Here is a 20,571-nt window from a genome sequence, read left to right as displayed (position 1 = left end):
ACAAATCGCTAGCGATCTAAGCCCGCTCCAGAATCATCACGCCTCGCGCCGGAATCGTTGCTTGACCGGAAATCGTCTTGCCCGTCAGCAGATCACGCTGACGGGAAGCTCCCGCATCAAACGTCATCTCCTCGGCATTGTGGTTCATCACAAACAGATACGAGGTTCCGTTCTTCACCCGCTCGGCGACCTCAACGCCATCCGGCGTGTTCAGCAGCGGCTTCACGCCCTGCTCCTCGCACAGATTGGCGATCAAGCCTTGCAGGAAATCGGCATCCGGACTGCTGGCTACATAATACGACTGCCCGTTCCCGAACTTGTTTCGGGTCAGTACCGGCGTGCCCTTATAATAATCCGCGCCATACTCGGCGAGCACCTCGGCGGTCTCCGCATGGATCACATCACACAGAATGCCGCAGGAGTAGCTGCCGTGCAGTCCTCCCCAGTCCTGCCTTAATACGATCTCATTCTGATGTCCCGGCAGAAGCGCATCAATCTCTTCCGCCCAAATTCCCATCACGTTGCGAAGCTCACCCGGGTAGCCGCCCAAGGTAACCAGATCGTTCTCGTTCACGATGCCGCTGAAGAAGGTCGTAACAAAGGTTCCGCCCTGTGCCACAAACTGCTCGACCCGCTCGGCAAAGCCGGGCTTCACCATGTACATGACCGGCGCGATGACAACCTTGTATTTGCTGAGGTCCTCCTCCACGCTGATCATGTCCGTCTGGATGTTCTGCTTGTACAGCGCATCATAGTATTTATGCACTTCATTCACGTAATTCAGGGCGATGGATGGCCCGCTCGACAGCTCGAGAGCCCAGCGATTCTCCCAATCGTACATGACGGCCACCTTGGCTTCGGAACGGGCATCCAGAATGGTATCGCCAAGCTGCTGCAGCTCCTTGCCAAGCTCTGCGCACTCCCGGAACACTCGCGTATGCTCATGACCGACATGCTCAATGACCGCGCCGTGATATTTCTCGCAGGCTCCGACAGAACGTCTCAGCTGGAAGAACATCACCGTATCGGCTCCGTGCGCAACCGCCTGATAGCTCCACAATCTCATCACGCCCGGACGTTTCGCCGAGTTGTACGGCTGCCAGTTCTGAACCCCCGGCGTCTGCTCCATCAGCATGAACGGCTGGCCGCTCTTGAGGCCCCGCATCAGGTTATGAGCCATCGCTGTGAAGCTGAACGGGGTGTCCATCGACGGGTAGTTGTCCCAGGATACAACATCCATTTCTTTCGCCCACTTGAAGTAATCCAGCTCTGGATAAAAGCCCATCAAATTCGTAGTCACCGGAATGTCCGGCGTCCACCGTTTCAATTCATCGCGCTCCATCTTGAAGCATTCCAGCAGGCTGTCCGATTGGAACCGGCGATAGTCCAGCGAGATGCCCTGGAAGTTCGTGCGGTTGCCGCTCCACTCTTCGCTGAGTGCGTTCGGCGCCACAATTTCGTCCCAATCGTAGAACGTATGGCTCCAGAAGGAAGTGTTCCACGCCTTGTTCAGCGCCTCCAGGGTGCCGTAGCGCTCCTTGAGCCATACGCGGAACTGCTTCTCACAGTTATCGCAGTAACAATAGCCGCCGTATTCATTCGACACATGCCACATCACAATTTGCGGATGATCCTTGTAACGTTCGGCCAGCTTTCCGGCTAGGATCTTGGCATACTTGCGGTAGGTCGGGCTGTTCGGGCAAGAATTGTGACGTCCGCCGAATTTGCGTTTGCGCCCTTCATAGTCCACACGCAGAACATCCGGATATTTCTTGGCCATCCATGCCGGATGTGCTCCAGTGCTTGTTGCAAGACAGAGATAGATATTTTCCTTGGTCAACCGCTCGATAATGTCGTCAAGCCAGGTGAAATCATAGCTCACTTCGTCCCGCTGGATTTTCGCCCATGAGAACACGTTGACGGTCGCCACGTCGATCCCGGCCAGATTGAACATCCGCATATCTTCTTCCATCGTCGCCTTGTCCCACTGCTCCGGGTTGTAGTCGCCGCCGTACCAAATTTTCGGGAATTTCTCGTTGATCATGAATGCGCCTCCTTATCTCTTAGAAAAACTGCTCCGAAGATAACCACGGAGCAGATGAATCACAATGTTCAGCTGTTACAGATCAAGCCAGCCTCTTGAGATGACGCCTTTGTACCAGTAGAAGCTGTCTTTCGGGGTGCGGACCAGCGTGTCATAATCGACATGCACCAGACCGAAGCGCATGCCGTACCCTTCCGCCCACTCAAAGTTGTCCATCAAGGACCATTCCATATATCCCTTCAGATTGATTCCATCCTCAATCGCGCGGCTCGCCTGAATCAGGTGCATCGCCAAGTAATCAATCCGGCGCTGATCATGAATGCGCCCGTCCAGGGAAAGACCGTCATTATAGCAAGCCCCGTTCTCCGTAATATACAGCGTCGGATTGCCGTATTTGTCCGCCGTATAGCGGAGCAAATCGTACAGCCCCTCGGCATAGATTTCCCAGCCGATATCCGTCTTCGGAGCGCCCATGGAGATCGCTTCGCTGGAAAGCATGCCGCCCGCTTCTCCAGGATTGTAACGATTCATGGAAGAGGTATAGTAGTTGATGCCGATGAAATCAATCGGCTGGTGAATCAGCTCCATATCGCCGTCCACAACCGGCGGCTTGTAACCCAGATTCTCGTACCAATCCAGCATGAATTTCGGATATTCCCCGAAATAGATAGGGTCCAGATACCAGTCGCCAGACCAGCCGTTCACGCGCAGGCAAGCCTCCATATCCTCCTTGGTGCGTCGGTAAGGAACGGCCCAAGAAGTGTTCGGTGCGATCCCGATCTCGCCTGAGATGCCCAGCTCGCGGAAGAGCGTTACAGCACGTCCATGCGCAACCAGCAGATGATGGCTTACGTCGATAGCCAGCTGCAAATCTTTATTTCCCGGAGCATGCACGCCCAGATAGTTGGACAGGAACGCCATGCACCAAGGCTCATTAAAGGTTATCCAGTGCTTGATTTTTCCACCGAGTTCCTTGAACATCAATTCGGCGTACTCAGCAAATGCATCGATGGTGATGCGGCTGCCCCATCCGCCCTGATCTTGAAGCTCTTGCGGAAGATCCCAGTGGTACAGGGTGCAGAAGGGCTCAATTCCGTTAGCCAACAGCTCGTCCACGAGCCGATGATAATAATCCAGTCCGGCACGATTCACCTCTCCGGTCCCCTGCGGAAGAACGCGCGGCCACGAGATCGAGAAGCGGTACACCTTCACGCCCAGATCCTTCAATAGCTGCACATCTTCCTCTACCCGGTGATAACTGTCGCATGCGACGTTTCCGTTATCGCCATTCTTCACTTTGCCCGGCGTGTGAGCGAATGTGTCCCAGATGGACATCCCCCGTCCATCTTCATTATAAGCGCCTTCAATCTGATACGCGGCCGTGGCCACTCCCCACTTAAAATCAGAAGGAAACATATGAATACTCATAAATTTATCCGACTCCTTTCAAGCTTACTAGCCCAGTATATATCATTATGGTAACGCTCGGAAGAGGCCTTTCGCAAAGTATTAAATCACAGCCAGGACAATGGATGAAACGCTTTCCCTCACGTTGGATCTCATACCGAATTTATACTAAATGATAGGAAAAGCACGCCGCCCCGAACGTTGATAGACGGGACTGGCGTGCCTTCATCACATAGCTCTTCGCGTTGCCAGCAATCGGCGACGGGTTAATTCTTCAGATTGTCCCAAGAAGCCTGCATGTCCTCAAGCAATTTGTTCACATCGGACTTGCCTGCAAAGAATGCCTGCATCGAGCCCGCGAATTCCTGGGCTACACCGTCAGGGAACTTGGCGGAGTGCTTCTCCAGCACTTTGCCGGCCTGTACAAAATCATAAATCGAGGAACCCAGATCTCCCATATCTTCCGGTGTCGCTTCAATAGAAGTCAGGGACGGGATGAATTTAAAGTGTTTCACAATATACTCTTGACCGATATCGGACGTTACAAGCCAGTTCAGGAAGATCTTCGCTTCCTCTTTGGAGTCGGAATCCTTGTTGACTACCAGGTTCGCAGGCACCCCTACGTTAATGGCGTCGTTCTCCTCGGCATTCTCGCCAAGCGGCATCGGCAGGAACCCAAGATTCAGGTCCGGATTGATCGCATCAATTTCAGTCTGAGCCCAGTTTCCGTTTTGCATCATGGCCGCTTGCTCTGTAGCCAGCAAGGAGATCGCTGTGTTGTAGTCGGTCGTCAGCGGGTTTTTGTTACCGTATTCAAGTGTAAGCTGCATCAGCTTGGCCCACTCTTCGAAGTACTTGTTGCCCACAAACGTTTCCGTTCCATCGTTCAAGCCCTGGATGAATGCATCCGGGTCTTCTTGGAGATCAAATGCCGGGTTGATGCCCTGGTTGCCCAGCAGCCACCATTCTTGGTAAGCGTTCGCAAATGGAATTACACCAATAGCTTCAAGCTTCTTCGATGCTTCTTCCAGCTGAGAGTACGTTTTTGGCATTTCGGTAATGCCGGCTTGCTCAAACAGGTCTTTATTGTAAATATAGCCCCAACCTTCGAGGTTCATTGGCATACCGTATACCTTGCCGTCCTTAGTCATCGGTTTCGCGGCCATTTCCACCAAATCCGATACCCATGGCTGATCGGAGAGATCCTCCAGACGGTCAAACCACATGTCCATCTCGGCATATCCGCCGTTGGAGAAAATATCAGGCGCATCGTTGGATGCGAATTTCGTTTTCAGCGCTGCACCGTAATCAGCACCGCCGCCTACAGTTTGAATATCAAGCTTGATGTTTGGATATTCTTTCTCAAACTCCACCTTCAGTTCATTCAGACCATCTACAATTTCCGTTTTGAATTGGAAAATCGTAACCGTCTTCACTTCCTGATCATTGGAGCCGCCACTTGCGCTGCCTCCCCCAGAATTACCTCCGCATGCCGCAAGCACGAGTGAGAACGCCAGCAGCATAACCAGTGAAAATTTCCATTTCTTCATGGTGTTACCCCCTAGAAAAATGAATTTATGAGTTGTTTCATTGAAACCAAGTTATGGGGCTCCGTCAAGGTTAACCCTTGACGGAACCGGCTGCAACGCCTTCAACAATATAGCGCTGCAGGGACAGGAAGAAGATGATGATCGGCAATATGCCCAGTACGAGCGCCGGCAGCGCCAGGTCCCATTGCTTGGAGTATTGCCCGAAGAAGGCAAACGTAGCAAGCGGGATCGTACGCAGATGCGGGCTCTGCAGAATCAGGGACGGCAGCAAGTAGTCGTTCCAGATCCACAGGCAGTTCAGAATAATGACTGTAACCATCATCGGCTTCAGCATCGGCAGTACGATGCGGGTGAACACGCTGTAGGAATTGGCGCCATCCACCGTGGCTGCTTCCTCAATCTCCATCGGAATCGACTTGACAAAACCGTGGAACAGGAAGATCGAAAGCGGGATGCCGAGTCCCATATAAGCAAGGATCAGACCGACCATGCTGTTGTTCACACCCAGCCAGCTAACAACTTTCAGCAGCGGGATCATGATCGACTGAAACGGAATAACCATCGCAGATACAAACATCATAAATACGAAGCGGTTGAACATCGTGTTGGAACGCACCAGCCGGTACGCGGCCATGGCGCTCAGAAGCGCAATAAGCAGATTGCTGATGACCGTAATGATAATCGAGTTCGTAAATGCCTCCGGGAAGCGAGTCATCTCCCACGCTCTCGCATAGTTGCTCCAGTTGAACTGGTTTGGCCAGTCCGCCGCATTGACCATAATGTCTCCGAGCGACTTCACCGAGTTGACCAGCAGGAAGTAGAACGGCGACAGAAACATGATCGCAATAATAACGAGAATCACCTGTGTAATGATGTCCGATATGGACATGGAGGACTTCTTCTTCAATTTGGTGTTCATTAGGCTTCGACCTCCTTCTTCTTCGTCGCCCGTACTTGAAGCAGTGTAATGAGGGCTACGATGACAAAGAATATTAAGGCTTTGGCCGTTCCGAGCCCATAGCGGTTGTTCAGGAACGCTTCATTGTACACGTTCATCGCCAGCGATTCTGTGGAACGGTATGGTCCGCCCTTCGTCAGCGACAGGTTCAGGTCAAACATTTTGAACGACCAGGAAATGGCCAGGAACAAGCAGATCGTTACGGCCGGCATAATCAGCGGCACGATAACGCTTTTCAGCACCTGAAACCGGCTTGCGCCGTCAATCTCTGCCGCCTCAAGCACATCCTTCGACACATTGTTGATCGAGGCGATATAGATGACCATCAGATAACCGGCAGACTGCCATACAAACACCATGATGATCGCCCAGAAGCCGGTTACTTCGTCGCCCAGCCAAGGCAGCTGGAAGAAGGCAAGTCCTGTCACCTCTCCAACCGTTGCAAAACCTTTGATGAAGATAAACTGCCAGATAAATCCAAGCAGCAGGCCGCCGATCACGTTCGGCATAAAGAAGATCGTACGGAGCCAGTTGCGCGCCTTAATATTTTTCGTCAAAAAGTAGGCAAGGAAAAATCCGGCCAAGTTCGTCAGGATGACACCGACCACTGTAAATCTGACCGTAAACCAGAAGGAGGTGGCAAAAGCGCTGTCATTTGTGAAAATCTGTTTGAAGTTGTCAAGGCCAACCCAGGTTACTGTACCCGAAACACCGTTCCAATCCGTAAAGGAGTAATACATCCCCATCACAAAAGGGACAATGATCGTAATGGCAAAAAACAGCAGGGCGGGGCCAACGTATACCAATTGCTGCGCGAGGGCAGCGGATGTCTTTCTCTTCATCGAATCCCCCTCCAATCTCCTTTGTTTCTCTATAACTCAATTATGCTAATATTAGGGACTAGGGACTACCATCGGATGTGAACTAAATGGTATAGAAAATTGATCGGAGGGCGAAATCTTTGAAGTGGACCAGCCTCTTGAAATGGAACAGCATACGCACCAAGCTTATTGCCTTGATGATCCTGGCTGCAATACTGCCGACGACCATCTCGATGATTATCAGCTATGTCATCACCACCAACTCGCTCAAGGAGCGAGCCGTTGTTGAAAATATGAATCTGTTGTACCAGGGTCGCATGAACCTGGAGAACGATCTGGAGGAAATGAACCGCACCTCCCTCTCCGTATACTCCGACCCGGAGTTCTATATAAGCTTGTACTACAGCCATGAAAATATCAATGCCAGCGGACGCCAGTCTGCAACGCTGCAATCCATCAACCATGCAATCAGCGGCTCCAAGCAGGTGTACCTCTACGTGGACGGAAAGCGGGAAGCGACGCTCTTCGCCCAGGACATCGCCCGCCGCATGAGCGATGCTGCCCTATACGACCAAATTCCTGATCTGAGCGGGAAGGACTACTACATCGAGCCGCCCCGTCCTGTCCATACCTATGGTTTCCAATTATCCAATCCCTACCCGGACAGCTTGCAGGTGATGACGATGTACCGGGTCATCCAGCGCATCCCCTCCAGCGAACAGCTCGGCATTCTGGCGATCGATCTGGACATGTCCTTTATTAGCCGGATCAGCAGCCAGCTGTTTCAGCCGGACCATGAGCAGCTTTATATCCTCAATGAGGACGGCTATGTCATGTATTCGGGTAACAGCAGCCTGATCAGCCAGAAACCTCGGGAAGCCTGGTACAACCTCATCCAGGAAAGCGGCACAGAATCCGGATATTTTGAACATGACGACAACATTTATATTTATGACAGCATCCGCACAGGCCTAACCGACTGGACAATGATCAAGGAAATCCCGTCTTCCTATATTCTGAGCAGTGCCGACAAGGCAGCGTTTATCAATATTTTGCTGCTCGCGGTGTCCTTGCTGGTCATCATTGCGGCCACAATCTGGATATCGATACACATTACCGAGCCGATCCGCAAGCTTGTCGGCGTGATGAGCCAGGTCAAGAGCGGCCGGATGACGGTCGATGTTTCTTCGCCGCGCAAGGATGAAATCGGGATCCTTCACCGCCGGTTTGGCAGCATGATGGATACGATCAACAATCTCATTCTTCAGGAATACAAGCTGAAGCTGGCCAATCGGACAAACCAGCTCCGCGTGCTGCAGGCACAGGTCAATCCGCATTTCTTGAACAACGCCCTGCAAACGATCGGGACGCTCGCGCTTGAGCACAACATGAAGCGGATCTATTCCCTGATCTCGGCGCTTGCCCGGATGATGCGATACAGCATGTACAATACGGACAAACCTGTAAAGCTTGGCACCGAGCTGGATCATATCAAAGATTATGTCGAGCTGCAAAAAGAGAGATTTGAGAATCTCTTCGACTTCCGTTACGATGTGGATGAGTCTACTGTCGATATATTGATCCCCAAAATGCTCGTTCAACCGCTTGTCGAAAATTATTTTAAGCATGGAATGAACCGCATGGCTGACGATAACTACATTAGCGTCAGCACCCGCCGGCTGTCCGAAGACGTCGTGCAGATTGTTGTAGAGGATAACGGCAACGGAATTTCCGAGGACAAGCTTGCCACGCTGAAAGAGCAGGTACAGCAGCTGGAGATGCTTGATTTGGAGCAGCTCGAGGTCTCCGACAGCGACGAGGCCGATGCGGCCGAACACGGGATCGGGCTTATCAACATCGTGACCCGAATGAGACTCTATTATCGGGACAAATCCAGCTTCAACATGGAGAATGTCCAGCCTCGCGGCTTCCGGGTCGTGCTGACAATTAATGTGGAAGGTGAAGCAGAAGATGAAGGCGTTGATCGTAGATGACGAGAGCCGTGTCCGGAAAGCGATCCGACTGCTCGTCCATTGGGAGGAACACGGAATTACCGACATTCAGGAAGCCGATAACGGCCTGAAAGCCATTGAGCTTATCCAGCAGCATCGTCCGAACCTCGTGCTGCTCGACATGCTGATGCCGCTCACGAACGGTCTGGAGCTGATGGAGTGGATTCATAACCATTATCCGGATACCAAATTCATTGTGATCAGCGGTCATGATGATTTTGAATTTGTACGAAACACCATACTGTACAGCGGGACGGATTATATTCTGAAGCCGGTGGACGAGACCGCCATCAATGCGGCTGTAGGCAAAGCAATATCCGCCTGGAAGGCAGAGGATGAAGAGCGGCGGGCGATGCACCAGCAGCATGTTCAGGTCAATGAATATCGGCCTGTCTATTCGGAGAAGCTGCTGACCAGCCTGATCGATGAGCCGTTCTCCCAAACCCAGGCCGCAAGACGCCTGCAGGATGAGCGCATCATCCCGGATACGGTATCCGACATCCGGCTGGCCGTGCTGCAGGTTGACCCTTCTGATGAAGCGCTGTATAACCGTTTTGGCAATCATCAGGATCTGCTGATGTTTGCACTGCTTAACATATGTAACGAATTCATGCAGAAGGACCGGATCGGCGTCGCCTTCCGTCATTTCAGCTCTCAGCGCAACATCGTCATTATGGTGTGGGATCAGCTCGCAACGTTTCCAACCCGGCTGAAGGAGATCAACAGCGGCATCCACCGGACATTGTCCCGCTACATGCATTTCGGGATCAGCCCGACAGGGCTGTATCCGGAAGACATGCCCAAGCTGTTTAACCACGGTCTCTCCTGCCTTCGCTCACGCGATCTGACGGTCCTTAACCAGTTCCTGCATGAGGAGGTCTCCGGCGTCAGGGGCGGAGATCACGGGCTTCAATTCAGCGCCTATGAGGACCGGTGGAAGCTGGCCATCATGAGCGGTCAGCCCAATCTGATCGCCGAAGCTGTAGAGGAATGGCTCGCTGCCATGCGCAAGAACGGCGTCATTACACCAGAGCTGCTGGAGCGTTATGATCGTGATATTGAACGCTTTCTGCTGCGGGTTATCCATGAGGCTGCCTCCCCTTTGGCTGAAACGCTTCTGCAGGAGTACAAGGAGGAAAGCGCAGCCAGCGCCAAACCGAGCCCGGACAAGCATCTGTTCTCCTATGCCGAATGGCAGCAGTACTGGGAAACGACGATCGGCTGGCTGGCAGCCGCCCTGCAATCCCGTAAGCATGAAGGACAGGATCTGATCCATGACATCACACAGTTTATTGAACAGAACTATCAGAACGAGGTGTCGCTCTACGACATCGCCAATCGCTTTCATGTCAGCCGGGAATACATATCGCGCAAATTCAAGCAGCGCCACCAAATCAACATTCCGGAATATATCAATCGCATTCGTATATCCAAAGCCAAAATCCTGCTGCAGAACCCCGGACTGAAAATGGCCGCCATTTCGGAAATGGTCGGCTTCAAGAACGAGAAGTATTTCAGCCTCGTGTTCAAAAAACAGGAAGGCATATCTCCGACCGAATTCCGGAAGCTGCATGAGAAGGATTCCTGATCGCAAACGGCAGGCTTGATCTGCTAATAGCCGACTTGATCTGTAGCTTGTAACGGATATCACTCGGAAAAAGCCAAGGAGCTAAGCGGCTCATTCCCGCTTAGCTCCTTGATGTTATCGTCTTCAAGCACAGCTTGCTTCATGCTTATAATTCATGCTGCGCTTGAACGTGTTTATTCCGGGCCGAGACTGTGTAACGTACGCTCATCAATATGAACGTCACCGGGTAAGCTACTGATTTCTCCAAACTCCCCTTAGCACCATGAGCCCTTCGTTCAGGAGGATACCTGATCAAACGGGATCATCATCCAAAGCAGCCAGACAGCGGATAAGCAGACCCGCGGGACAGCGAATCACACCGGATGCTCTCATACTGGCCTGCTGGCCTGCTCGCCTGACCCCCTGTTAATTGAGCAAACGTATAACATACACCTTCCCTCGCTGTGTCTCGAACGTGCAGCTCTCCCCTTCAGCTACGATGGAGCCATGGTCGTCAGCCACTTCGAGCGGCTTGTGATAGACGAGTGTGCAGCGCTGTCCATGCGTGGAGATGACGCTTGCCGAGTCAAGAGCTCCCTTGCTCCACGCCATCGCTACAACGAAGCCGCCACGCGCCTTCAAGCCCTGGACTGCGCCCGCTTCCCAGGCTGCCGGGAGAGCCGGCAACAGTCGGATGACACCACCATGGCTCTGGAGCAGCATTTCGGCCACGCCGGCTGCTCCGCCGAAATTGGCATCAATCTGGAACGGCGGATGGTCGCCGAGCAGATTCTTATGAACGGAGCGGCTCAGCAGCGTGCGGACGTACGTATACGCCGCTTCTGGCTGCCCTAACCGGGCATACAAATTGATCAGCCAGGCGCAGCTCCAGCCGGTATGCCCGCCGCCGCTGCGGATCCGGGACGCCAGCGAGCGCTCGGCTGCGGCGGCCAGTTCGGGCGTCGCCTCCGGGGTGATCTCCTCACCCGGGTACAGGCCGTACAGATGGGACACATGGCGATGTCCCGGCTCGGCTTCTGCAAATGGCTCGCTCCATTCCATCAATCTTCCCTCCGCATCAATCTGATACGGCAGCAGCCGTTTAGCGGCCTGCCGAAGCTCCTCCCGCAGCTCCCGGTCATCGTCAAGCATTTCCGACGCTTCGATGAAGCTATGGAACAGCTCCCGCATGAGCGCCATATCCATCGTCGAGCCTGCCGACACGCTGCAGGCCACTCCTTCCTCCGTCAGGAAGCGGTTCTCGGGGGAGGTGGATGGACTGGTCATAAGGCGCCCCTTCTCATCCTCCACAAGCCAATCCAGGCAGAACAGGGCCGCTCCCTTCATGAGCGGATAAGCCGTCTGCCGCAAATATTCAAGGTCAGGATTATAGCGATAATGCTCCCACAGATGACGGGACAGCCATACGCCGCCCATCGGCCAGAATGCCCAGCTGGCGCTGCCGTCACTCGGGGTCGACATGCGCCACAGATCCACATTGTGATGCGCAGTCCAGCCCCGGCAGCCGTAATGGATATGGGCGGTACGGCTGCCGTGAACAGACAGCTCCCCGATCATCCGGATCAACGGCTCGTGGCATTCGCTCAAATTGGCCACCTCAGCTGGCCAGTAATTCATCTCCGTATTGATATTCGTGGTGTAATCACTGTTCCATGGCGGCTGCACATGCGGGTTCCATATGCCCTGCAGATGCGCCGGCTGCGTACCCGGACGCGAGCTACCCATGAGCAAATAGCGCCCATACTGGAACAGCAGCGCCTCCAGCGCGGGATCAGCTCCGCCCTCGCGGTACGCCTTCAAGCGCTCATCGGTCGGCTTGCATGCTGTCAGCCGCCCGTCAGCCTCCGGTCCCAAGCGGAGTTCCACACGGCGGAACAATGCGCGGTGATCTGCCAGATGTCGATCACGCAGCTGCTCATAGCCCAGCTGAGCAGCGGCTAGAAGCGCCTGCTCACACCGCTTGGACGGCATGCTTCCCTCCGCCCCTGGCATCTGATCAAACCCTTCGAAATCGGTAGCAGCGGCGACCAGAAGTGTCACCGATGACGCATTGCTAATGCGAATCATACCGCTATCAGCACGTGCGTGGCCTCCTTCCACCTGAGCAAGCAGCTGCATCTCATACCGCAGTCCCCGTCCCTCTTCGTACAGCACGGATTGCGGATGGTCTCCCCTGTAATTGTCGGCAATATGGGACGGCGCATGCCCGAACAGCCTAAGGATCCCCTCTGCCGTCTCACGGATATGATGCTTAAGCAGAGACTCCTGTCGGATGGTCAGATCAAGCGATGCATCTGCATCGGCTTCATACCGGATCACCGCAACTTGATCGACCGCACTGATAAACATCTCCCGGCTATAGCGCCTTCCTTCGGAAACCCAACGTACCGCTGCCATCCCGGCATCCAGATCCAGCTCCCGCCTGTAGCCTGTAACCGCCCCGCTGATTCCTTCCTGCTCAATAATGAGATCCCCAAGCGGCAAAAAGGACTCCGTACGCCTGCCCACCATATGCTCTTCAATGAGCTTCTCCGCTTCTTCGTAGCGTCCCGACGCAATCCGTTCCCGCACAGGGGCAAGATACCTGAGCGCATCATAGTTATGCGTATCGCGGGGAAAACCGGACCACAGTGTATCTTCATTCCACTGAATCCGCTCGGAGGTTATCCTGCCGAACACCATTGCCCCCAGCCTGCCATTGCCAAGCGGGAGCGCCTCTTCCCACTTATCAGCCGGCTGGCCATACCACAGCTTCCATTCCTGCTCCTCTGCCAATTCGATCTCTCCTTCTATGCAAAGAGGGGCAGCCATAAGCATGCCCCTCACCTTGTATTAGTCGTTCCACAGCTCCACGCGAGCGCGTACGAGCTCGGTATATTCTTGTTCCATCTGCTCCGCACCGGCAGCGTTCAGTTCCTGAATGAACTGATCATACAGCTCGTCGAACTTGGACGGGTCTGCCAGAATGATTTCCGGAATACGTTTGCGGGTAATTTCCTCCACTTTTTTATACGTGATGTTGATGTTGGAATCGCTTGGTACCGGAATGTTGTAAGCAACACCCCATGGCTTCACAGGGAATTCTTCCTTCTTCGGCCACAGATCCTTCCACATCTCTACGCCGTATGCCTGAAGCGTCTCTTTCTCGGACGGCGTATAGTTCTTCATGATCGTCTCAGGGAAGTTGGTTGTGAAGTAGTTGCCTGTCGAGTCCAGCACACCGTCTCCGTAGCGCGGATACAGTGCATTGTACAAGCCAATTCCTGTCTCTTTCGTGAAGTTGGCATTGTCATACGTTTTGCGCTCCTGAATCTCTTCCGGAATGACGCGCTTGCCGTCTACAACTTCATAATGCTCGCCTTCAATGCCCCAGTTCATCAGAATTTGACCTTCCTCGGATGCCAGATAATCCAGGAATTTAATGATGCGCACCGGATCCTTGGCAGACGTTGTAATCCCTACACCCCATCCTGCCACATAACCGGTATCCTGGAATGTAGCATCCTTGGTCGTTTCATCCAGCTGGATCGGGAATCTTGCATAGGTGCGATTCTCTTTGCCGGAGGAACGAAGAGCACTCGTTGCATTGCCGAAGCCCCAATCCTGGTCGATTACGCCCAGGACGCGGCCCGAGGAAATTTTAGCTTCATATTGGTCTGTTTTCTGTACGAATGTTTCTTTATCCAGCAGCCCGGTAGCGTTCATATGGTTCAGCCAGCGGAAATACTCCTTCTCTTCCGGACGCTTGTAGTGCAGCTGCGCCTCGGCCGTCTCCAGGTCGATATAATATTCACCATCATCGGATACGCCGGTTGCGATAAAGGCCGGATTTGTAACCGATATCATAATTCTCCAGCCGTCCGCGTTCAGCGACAGCGGAATCGTCGGCTGCCCGTCAATCGTAGGGTACTTCTCATAATAAGCCTTCAGAGCATTCTCGTAGTCCTTCACTGTCTTCAGCTCCGGATAGCCGAGCTCCTTCAATACTTCGTGTTGAATCTGGAACGTACCGCCCGCGTCGAGCATCTCATTATCTACCGCCGCCAAGGTAGGCAGCACATAGATCGCTTCATCCTCATTACTCCACTTCAAGCGGCTCATATAGTCGCCGTAGACCTTTTTGATGTTCGGTGCATGCTCCTCAATAAGGTCTGTCAGATCAATGTAAGCGCCTGCATCAACAAACAGATTGGCATCCCCTTTAGCAAATACCAGATCCGGGTACTCACCGCTGGCCACCATGAGCGGCAGCTTCTGGTTCGAGCCATCCACCGCGAATTCGGCTTGAATCGTAACGCCCGTAAGCTCGGTCAGCTTCTTGCCAACCGCATCCTGCATGTTGACCCAGTTCGCGTTAGAGTCCGCGCTGAAATATGTGATTGTGATCGGCTCCAGACTGTCTCCCTCATTGCCAGTGTCTCCGCCGCTTGCGGAATTGCCGTTATTACCCCCGCTGCACGCAGACAGAATAAATGTAGCCAGCATCATGATGGCAAGGAGCAGCGATAATCTTTTCTTGTGATTCATTTGCTTTACCCCCTATTCTAAAGTGAAAAAATTCTATTGTATAACAGGCCGCACGCGGCCGCACGGCCTGCTGATACCATGGATCGGTGTTTAGCTTTTTACCGCTCCGAGCGTCATGCCCTTCACGAAGTAACGCTGCAGGAACGGATACACCAGCAGGATCGGAACGGTAACCACGATCGTGATCGCCATCTTGATCGATTCCGGAGATACCTGCTTGACGATTTCGGCCATGTTCTGACCGGCCCCCATCCCGGTGTTTTGTCCCTGTGTACTCTGCAGCACCTTCATCAGCTCGAATTGAAGGGTTGTTAGATGCGGTGCAGAGCCGTTGTACAGATACGTATCAAACCAGGAGTTCCACTGTCCGACCGCCAGAAACAGGGCGATGGTGGCAAGCACCGGCTTGCAGAGCGGAAGGATAATGCGATAGTAAATCGTGAAGTCGTTCGCTCCGTCCAGCTTGGCCGACTCCTGCAAGGAATAGGGCAGGCCGTCGATGAACGACCGGATGACAAAGACGTTAAATGCGCTGACCATTCCGGGAATGATGTAGACCAGGAAAGAGTTCATCATGTTCAGGTCCCGGATCAGGATGAATACTGGAATCATGCCGCCGGAGAAGTACATCGTCAGAGCCAGGAAGGTAGACATAAACTTGCGGCCCTGAAACTCTATCCGGTTCAGCACATAGCCGAGCATCGAGCCTGAGATCAGGCCGAGCAGCGTTCCAGCCAGCGTCCGGAGCACCGATATTTTGGCACCGGTAATCAGCCCTTCATACTGGAATATCTGCATGTAGTTTTCTAACGTGAATTGCCTTGGCCATATCGTGATTCCTCCGCGAACCGTGTCCACAGAGTCGTTAAGCGAGATCGCCAGCACATTCAAGAATGGATATAGTGTCACGATCATAACTAGGGTCATGAACGTGTAGTTCACGATATCAAACACCCGATCGGAGAACGAGGGCTTGATGGATGCTGCTTTCGTACGAGCCATGCTGCTCCCTCCTCCTTACATAATCGATTGCTTCATGAATTTTTTGAACAAACCGTTAGCTGTGAGCAACAGAATGATACTAACAATCGAGTTGAACATCCCGATCGCCGTACCGAAGGAGAAGCGACCCATGCTCAGTCCGTAATTCAATGCATACAAATCGAGAACTTCGGAGTAGTCCACAACGAGCGGGTTCCCAAGCAGGAACTGTTTCTCAAACCCGATGCTGACGAGGTGCCCGATCGACATAATGAGTAGAATGGCAATGGTCGGTGCAATGCTCGGCAGTGTAATGTGCCAGATTTGGCGGATGCGGCTTGCTCCGTCCACCTTGGCTGCTTCGAACTGCTCCTGATCAATGCCGGCAATCGCGGCCAGATAGATGATCGCATTCCAGCCCATTTCCTTCCACAGATCGGAGGCGGTAACGATATACCAGAACCAGCTTCCCTGTGCCATGAACTGAATCGGCTGATCGATGAAGCCCAGGGCCATCAACAGCTGATTGACAGCGCCTCCATCAACGGACAGCATCTTGGTTACAATCCCGGCAACAACGACCCAGGATACAAAGTGAGGCAAGTAGGAGATCGTTTGTACGGTTCTTTTAAAAACGCTTCCACGAATCTCATTGAGCAGCACCGCAAACAAAATCGGGATGGTGAATCCCACGATCAGCCCCATGAAACTCATGGCCAGCGTGTTTCGCAACACGAGGTAAAACTTATCATCCGTGAACAGGGTCACGAAGTGATCAAAGCCGACCCACTTCTGTTCGAATATCCCTCTGCCCGGCCTATAATTCTGGAATGCCATAATCCAGCCCCACACCGGCAAATAGCTGAATATGAACACAACGATGATAAAGGGAAGCGACATTCCATACAGTATTTTCTGCTCCTTGAAAGTGGTCCAAAAGCCTTTTTTCTTTTTATTTACGGTAGGCTCCGTGCTGCCTGATGTTTCTGTTACCGCTTTCAAACCAACCCCTCCTCTCTTGTATACCACGATGATAAACCAAGGAGCCGCCAGGCGGTACCCGAAGGATTTCGCCAAAAATCATATAAAAATTAGACATTGTTCGCGATGGCTAATGGACCGTCAGACGCCGCGTCCGTCGCCTAAAAGAATAGCCCCAACACGTGGGGCTTCGCTTCAAGATATGTCCATCTCGTACGGATTCATCCGGCATGGAGGGGATGCCGGTCCCAGCGGCTATATGCCGCATCAGGCGACTACAGTTTCAGTTCTTTGCGATAGCTGGAGGGGGAGGTTCCGACATATTTTTTAAATTTGCTGTGAAAATAATCGACATTCGTATAGCCCACCTTCTCGGCGACCTGGTACACCTTCATCCCCTGCTTCAGATATTCCTTCGCCTTGCTGATTCTCACCTTGTCCAGATACGTGTTGAAGTATTCTCCGGTCGTATTTTTAAACACCTTGCCCAGATAAGCGCTGTTGTAATTGAAGACGGTGGCCAGTGTCTCCAGCTTGAGATTCTCGCTGTAGCTCCGCTCGATTAGATCCAGGATACGCTTGATCTCCTGATCACAACTGCCTCTGCCGACCTGCTGTGTTAGTTCGCCCAGCACATCGACGGCATGCTGGCACAGTTCAAACACCGTGCGCTGCCGGTACACGGCCGCAATGTTGTCGGTATATTCTTTGGTGCGGGACTGAAGATCCGGATGATGCAGGGTCAGCTTATGGAATATGCCTGTCAGAAGCTCCATAAAGGCGCCCTTCATCATTCCCTCCGTATACCCGTCACGAACCATTGCGTATGCGGCGGATGGAATCAGACTATGCTGCACTTCGGCATGGCCGACATCCACGGCGAAGTACAGCTGGTCCATCGCTTGGCTTGGGTCATATCCGCCCTCCTGGCTATCATCTTCGGCCGTGAACGGCTTGGAATAGGACGACAGCAGCTCGCCCGGCGGATAGAAAAAGCGGCTTCGGATGAGCGACTTGGCCATCTTGTACGACTGGACCACATCTTCCAGCTTGCGCACCTCTTTCCCCGCCGCTGCCGTTATATGCAGACCTGCCTGGGCCGCTGCGCGGTCCAGCAGACCATACATCTCCTGCCTGGCCGCCTCGGTATGAAGCGAGGCAGACAACAGGACTCCGGTATACGCCTGATAGGCAAAGACAGCACCATGGCCCCGCTGCTCGACCCATTCATTCAGCAGCTCCTTCAGCGTGCGTTCCGGGTCCTGATTCGCGGTTTCCTCGCCTTCAGCATGCACGAGCAGAATTTGATAATAATTCCACATCAGATCCAGCCTCGCAGCATGCTGCGCAAGCTCAGTCCCGCTATGAGACTCCTCGGAAAGCAGTGTCTGGATCAAGGCCTCCCGGCTCTCCTCCACGACCACCTTATGCGTGTCTTCCCAGCTGCGCTCCTTCTGGATCTCCTCCTTGATTTCCAGCAAGTAACTGGATAGCTCATCCTCATCCACCGGCTTCAGCAAGTAACCGGCGACCCGGTGTGAGATTGCCTTCTTCGCATAGTCAAAATCAGCGTACCCGCTCAATATAAGCATGTGCACACGAGGGTCCTTCTCCCGTATCGCCTCAATAAGCTGCAGGCCGTCCATGCCCGGCATCCGAATGTCCACCAGCATCAGGTCCGGTGCATGCGCCTTGAATTTGTCAAGCGCCTCCGATCCGTTCGCTGCTGTATCCACAACCTGAAAGCCAAGCTCATTCCACGGGACGATGCTTTTCAGTCCTTCACGAAGTTTCGGCTCATCGTCCACGATTAGCACTTTAATCATTGAACTCTCCCCCCATCGGAATGCTGAATTGAATTATCGTGCCTTGCCCAGGCTCGCTCTCGATGTGCAAACCGGATGCCGGACCATAGGTCAACTGGAGACGGACATGCACATTTCGGAGGCCGATCCGTTCCTGTTCCTCCGACTCTTCCAGAAACCCCCGGATCATTTCGAGTCTGTTCGGGTCGATGCCGGCACCGTCATCCGCGACCGATATAAGGATCGCCTCATTCTCCGCAGTTACCATCACCCGGACCGTGGTCGCCTCCTGCTTGTTGTCCATGCCGTGGATGACCGCATTCTCCACAAGCGGCTGAATAATCAGCGGCGGAATCCGGAACAGCAGTGCTTCGGGGTCGACCTGAACCTCGAACCGAAGCCGATCCTCGTAACGAAACTTCTGGATGTCCAAATAACATTCCACCATCTCGATTTCATCCTTGATGGTTGTTTTGCCGCTGCCAACCTCAATATTGCTGCGCATCAGCTTGCCCAGCATCCGCACCACGCGGGCAATCTCGGTCTCCCCCTTGATATGGGCTTCCATGCGGATCGATTCGAGCGCATTAAACAGAAAATGCGGATTGATCTGGCTGGCCATCATTTTGAACTTGATTTCATTCTGCTTCTGCTCAAGCAACCGCTTCTGTTGATTGGATTCCTGCACTTCATTCATCAGTTCGCCAATGCTGGATACCATCGAATTGAACTGGCGCGAGAGCTGCCCAATCTCGTCCCGGCCGTCAATTTCCATAGCCACGCCGAGGTTTCCCGTACCTACCTTCGAAATATGCTTGCTCAAGCGAAGCAGCCGGCTGGATATCAGATGCGAGAAGCTGTATATGAGCAATAAGGCCAGCAGCAAACTGATCAGAATCACCGTCATCGCAAGCCGGTTGATCCGGTTGGCTTCCTTGACAATGCTATCGATGGAGAAGATCGAAATAATCCTCAGGCCGTCCACGCCCGACTCGGTATTCAGCGGTTCAATCAGCACTTTGGACTCCTTATTGTCAATCACGGACTCATAGATGCCCTCCAGATTGTATACGACGCCGGATTCATCATGGATATTTTCCAGCGGACTCCCGTACAGCTCCGGACGGTTCGAGGCGACGATATTGTTCTTGCTGTCCACGATAATGGTGTCAAACGTCTCCTGGCTCAGTATCGTATTGAGAATCTCGGAGTTTACGTTGATGACCAGCACGCCGCGATTGTCCCTGCTTCCTAAATCGACGCCTTTCACCAGGCTGAGATAGGTTCGATTGTCTCTCTCGTCCGTAATATAATCCCACTGGACCAGTCCGACGTTCTCCTTGGCGTTCTTGTACCAGTCCGTGGCCTCGATCTCGGGTGTCGGATTGATGAACTGCCAGTTGTTCAGCAGCGTTTCGTTGTTGCTATAGAAACGAATGTTGGAGATCTCCTTGTACATTTGGATCGCCTGATGAAGATCCGGGTAGGCCCTATAAGCAACGAACACATCGTATACGCTTTCATAGCGATTGTTGACAACGCTCTTCAATCTTTCGTCATACAGCAGCCTGTAGGACAGATCATCGGCCACATTGATAATCTCGGTGGCCCGTTTCTTGACACGGTCTACATTTTGATAAGCCTGCTCCATGGCATTGTCAAAAGCGAACTTTCGCAGCTCACTGGTCAGAATTACGCCAACGATCGCCACCGGCACAAATACGACCACAACAAAGGATAATATCAACTTATTTCGAAGCTTCATGTCATTCATGAGCTGAATGAAAGAGGATCGCATGCTTATGCTCCTGTCCTTGTATCGTCGCCAGCCCATCCCGCCGATATAAGTAAACGGTTTCAACAAGACCTGGCACTGGTTTCATCGCCATTATAACAA

13 protein-coding genes are annotated in these 20,571 nt (G+C 52.9%); 2 read left to right on the top strand and 11 right to left on the bottom strand.

Annotated elements, in window-relative coordinates:
• Positions 1-16: 16 nt before the first annotated feature.
• The 5 genes from CHH75_RS16335 to CHH75_RS16315 form a co-directional block, all read right to left on the bottom strand.
• The gene (locus CHH75_RS16335; protein ID WP_095266549.1) at positions 17-2,044 is read right to left on the bottom strand and encodes a beta-galactosidase; all 2,028 of its coding nucleotides are present in this window, start codon (positions 2,042-2,044) and stop codon (positions 17-19) included.
• A gap of 75 nt (positions 2,045-2,119) precedes the next feature.
• A complete protein-coding gene (locus CHH75_RS16330; protein ID WP_095398682.1) occupies positions 2,120-3,472 on the bottom strand; it encodes a GH1 family beta-glucosidase in 1,353 nt (450 codons plus the stop codon).
• Positions 3,473-3,717: 245 nt separating this feature from the next.
• Entirely contained in the window at positions 3,718-5,001 is a 1,284-nt protein-coding gene (locus CHH75_RS16325; RefSeq protein ID WP_095398681.1) for an ABC transporter substrate-binding protein, read from the bottom strand.
• A 70-nt stretch (positions 5,002-5,071) separates the two neighbouring features.
• Positions 5,072-5,920, bottom strand: coding sequence for a carbohydrate ABC transporter permease (locus CHH75_RS16320; protein ID WP_095266546.1), 849 nt, complete (start codon positions 5,918-5,920; stop codon positions 5,072-5,074).
• Positions 5,920-6,801, bottom strand: coding sequence for a carbohydrate ABC transporter permease (locus tag CHH75_RS16315; protein WP_095266545.1), 882 nt, complete (start codon positions 6,799-6,801; stop codon positions 5,920-5,922). Before CHH75_RS16315 ends, CHH75_RS16320 begins: the two co-directional genes overlap by 1 nt.
• Positions 6,802-6,920: 119 nt before the next feature.
• On the opposite strand from CHH75_RS16315, the gene CHH75_RS16310 reads away from it, so the two are divergent.
• Positions 6,921-8,774 carry a cache domain-containing sensor histidine kinase gene (locus tag CHH75_RS16310; protein ID WP_230875733.1) on the top strand — a complete coding sequence of 618 codons (1,854 nt, stop codon included), beginning with the start codon at positions 6,921-6,923 and terminating at the stop codon, positions 8,772-8,774.
• Positions 8,752-10,380 (top strand): response regulator transcription factor, encoded by a 1,629-nt coding sequence (locus tag CHH75_RS16305; protein WP_095398680.1) that lies wholly within the window; start codon positions 8,752-8,754, stop codon positions 10,378-10,380. Before CHH75_RS16310 ends, CHH75_RS16305 begins: the two co-directional genes overlap by 23 nt.
• Before the next feature lie 405 nt (positions 10,381-10,785).
• Here CHH75_RS16305 and CHH75_RS16300 read toward each other — a convergent pair whose 3' ends face one another.
• From CHH75_RS16300 to CHH75_RS16275, 6 genes are all read right to left on the bottom strand, one after another.
• Entirely contained in the window at positions 10,786-13,155 is a 2,370-nt protein-coding gene (locus CHH75_RS16300) for a glycoside hydrolase family 95 protein (protein ID WP_330163991.1), read from the bottom strand.
• A 57-nt stretch (positions 13,156-13,212) separates the two neighbouring features.
• A complete protein-coding gene (locus CHH75_RS16295) occupies positions 13,213-14,907 on the bottom strand; it encodes an ABC transporter substrate-binding protein (RefSeq protein WP_095266542.1) in 1,695 nt (564 codons plus the stop codon).
• Positions 14,908-14,997: 90 nt separating this feature from the next.
• A complete protein-coding gene (locus tag CHH75_RS16290) occupies positions 14,998-15,909 on the bottom strand; it encodes a carbohydrate ABC transporter permease (RefSeq protein ID WP_095398679.1) in 912 nt (303 codons plus the stop codon).
• Positions 15,910-15,924: 15 nt separating this feature from the next.
• Positions 15,925-16,890 carry an ABC transporter permease gene (locus CHH75_RS16285; RefSeq protein WP_095266540.1) on the bottom strand — a complete coding sequence of 322 codons (966 nt, stop codon included), beginning with the start codon at positions 16,888-16,890 and terminating at the stop codon, positions 15,925-15,927.
• A gap of 254 nt (positions 16,891-17,144) precedes the next feature.
• The gene (locus tag CHH75_RS16280; protein ID WP_095266539.1) at positions 17,145-18,695 is read right to left on the bottom strand and encodes a response regulator transcription factor; all 1,551 of its coding nucleotides are present in this window, start codon (positions 18,693-18,695) and stop codon (positions 17,145-17,147) included.
• Positions 18,688-20,472 (bottom strand): sensor histidine kinase, encoded by a 1,785-nt coding sequence (locus CHH75_RS16275; protein WP_095266538.1) that lies wholly within the window; start codon positions 20,470-20,472, stop codon positions 18,688-18,690. The genes CHH75_RS16280 and CHH75_RS16275 overlap by 8 nt, the downstream gene beginning before the upstream one ends.
• Positions 20,473-20,571 lie beyond the last annotated feature (99 nt).

Source organism: Paenibacillus sp. 7541, from assembly GCF_002276395.1.
Classification (GTDB): domain Bacteria; phylum Bacillota; class Bacilli; order Paenibacillales; family Paenibacillaceae; genus Paenibacillus_AQ; species Paenibacillus_AQ campinasensis.
Note: the sequence above shows the minus strand (reverse complement) of the source record. Positions and strands in the feature narration are given on the sequence as shown.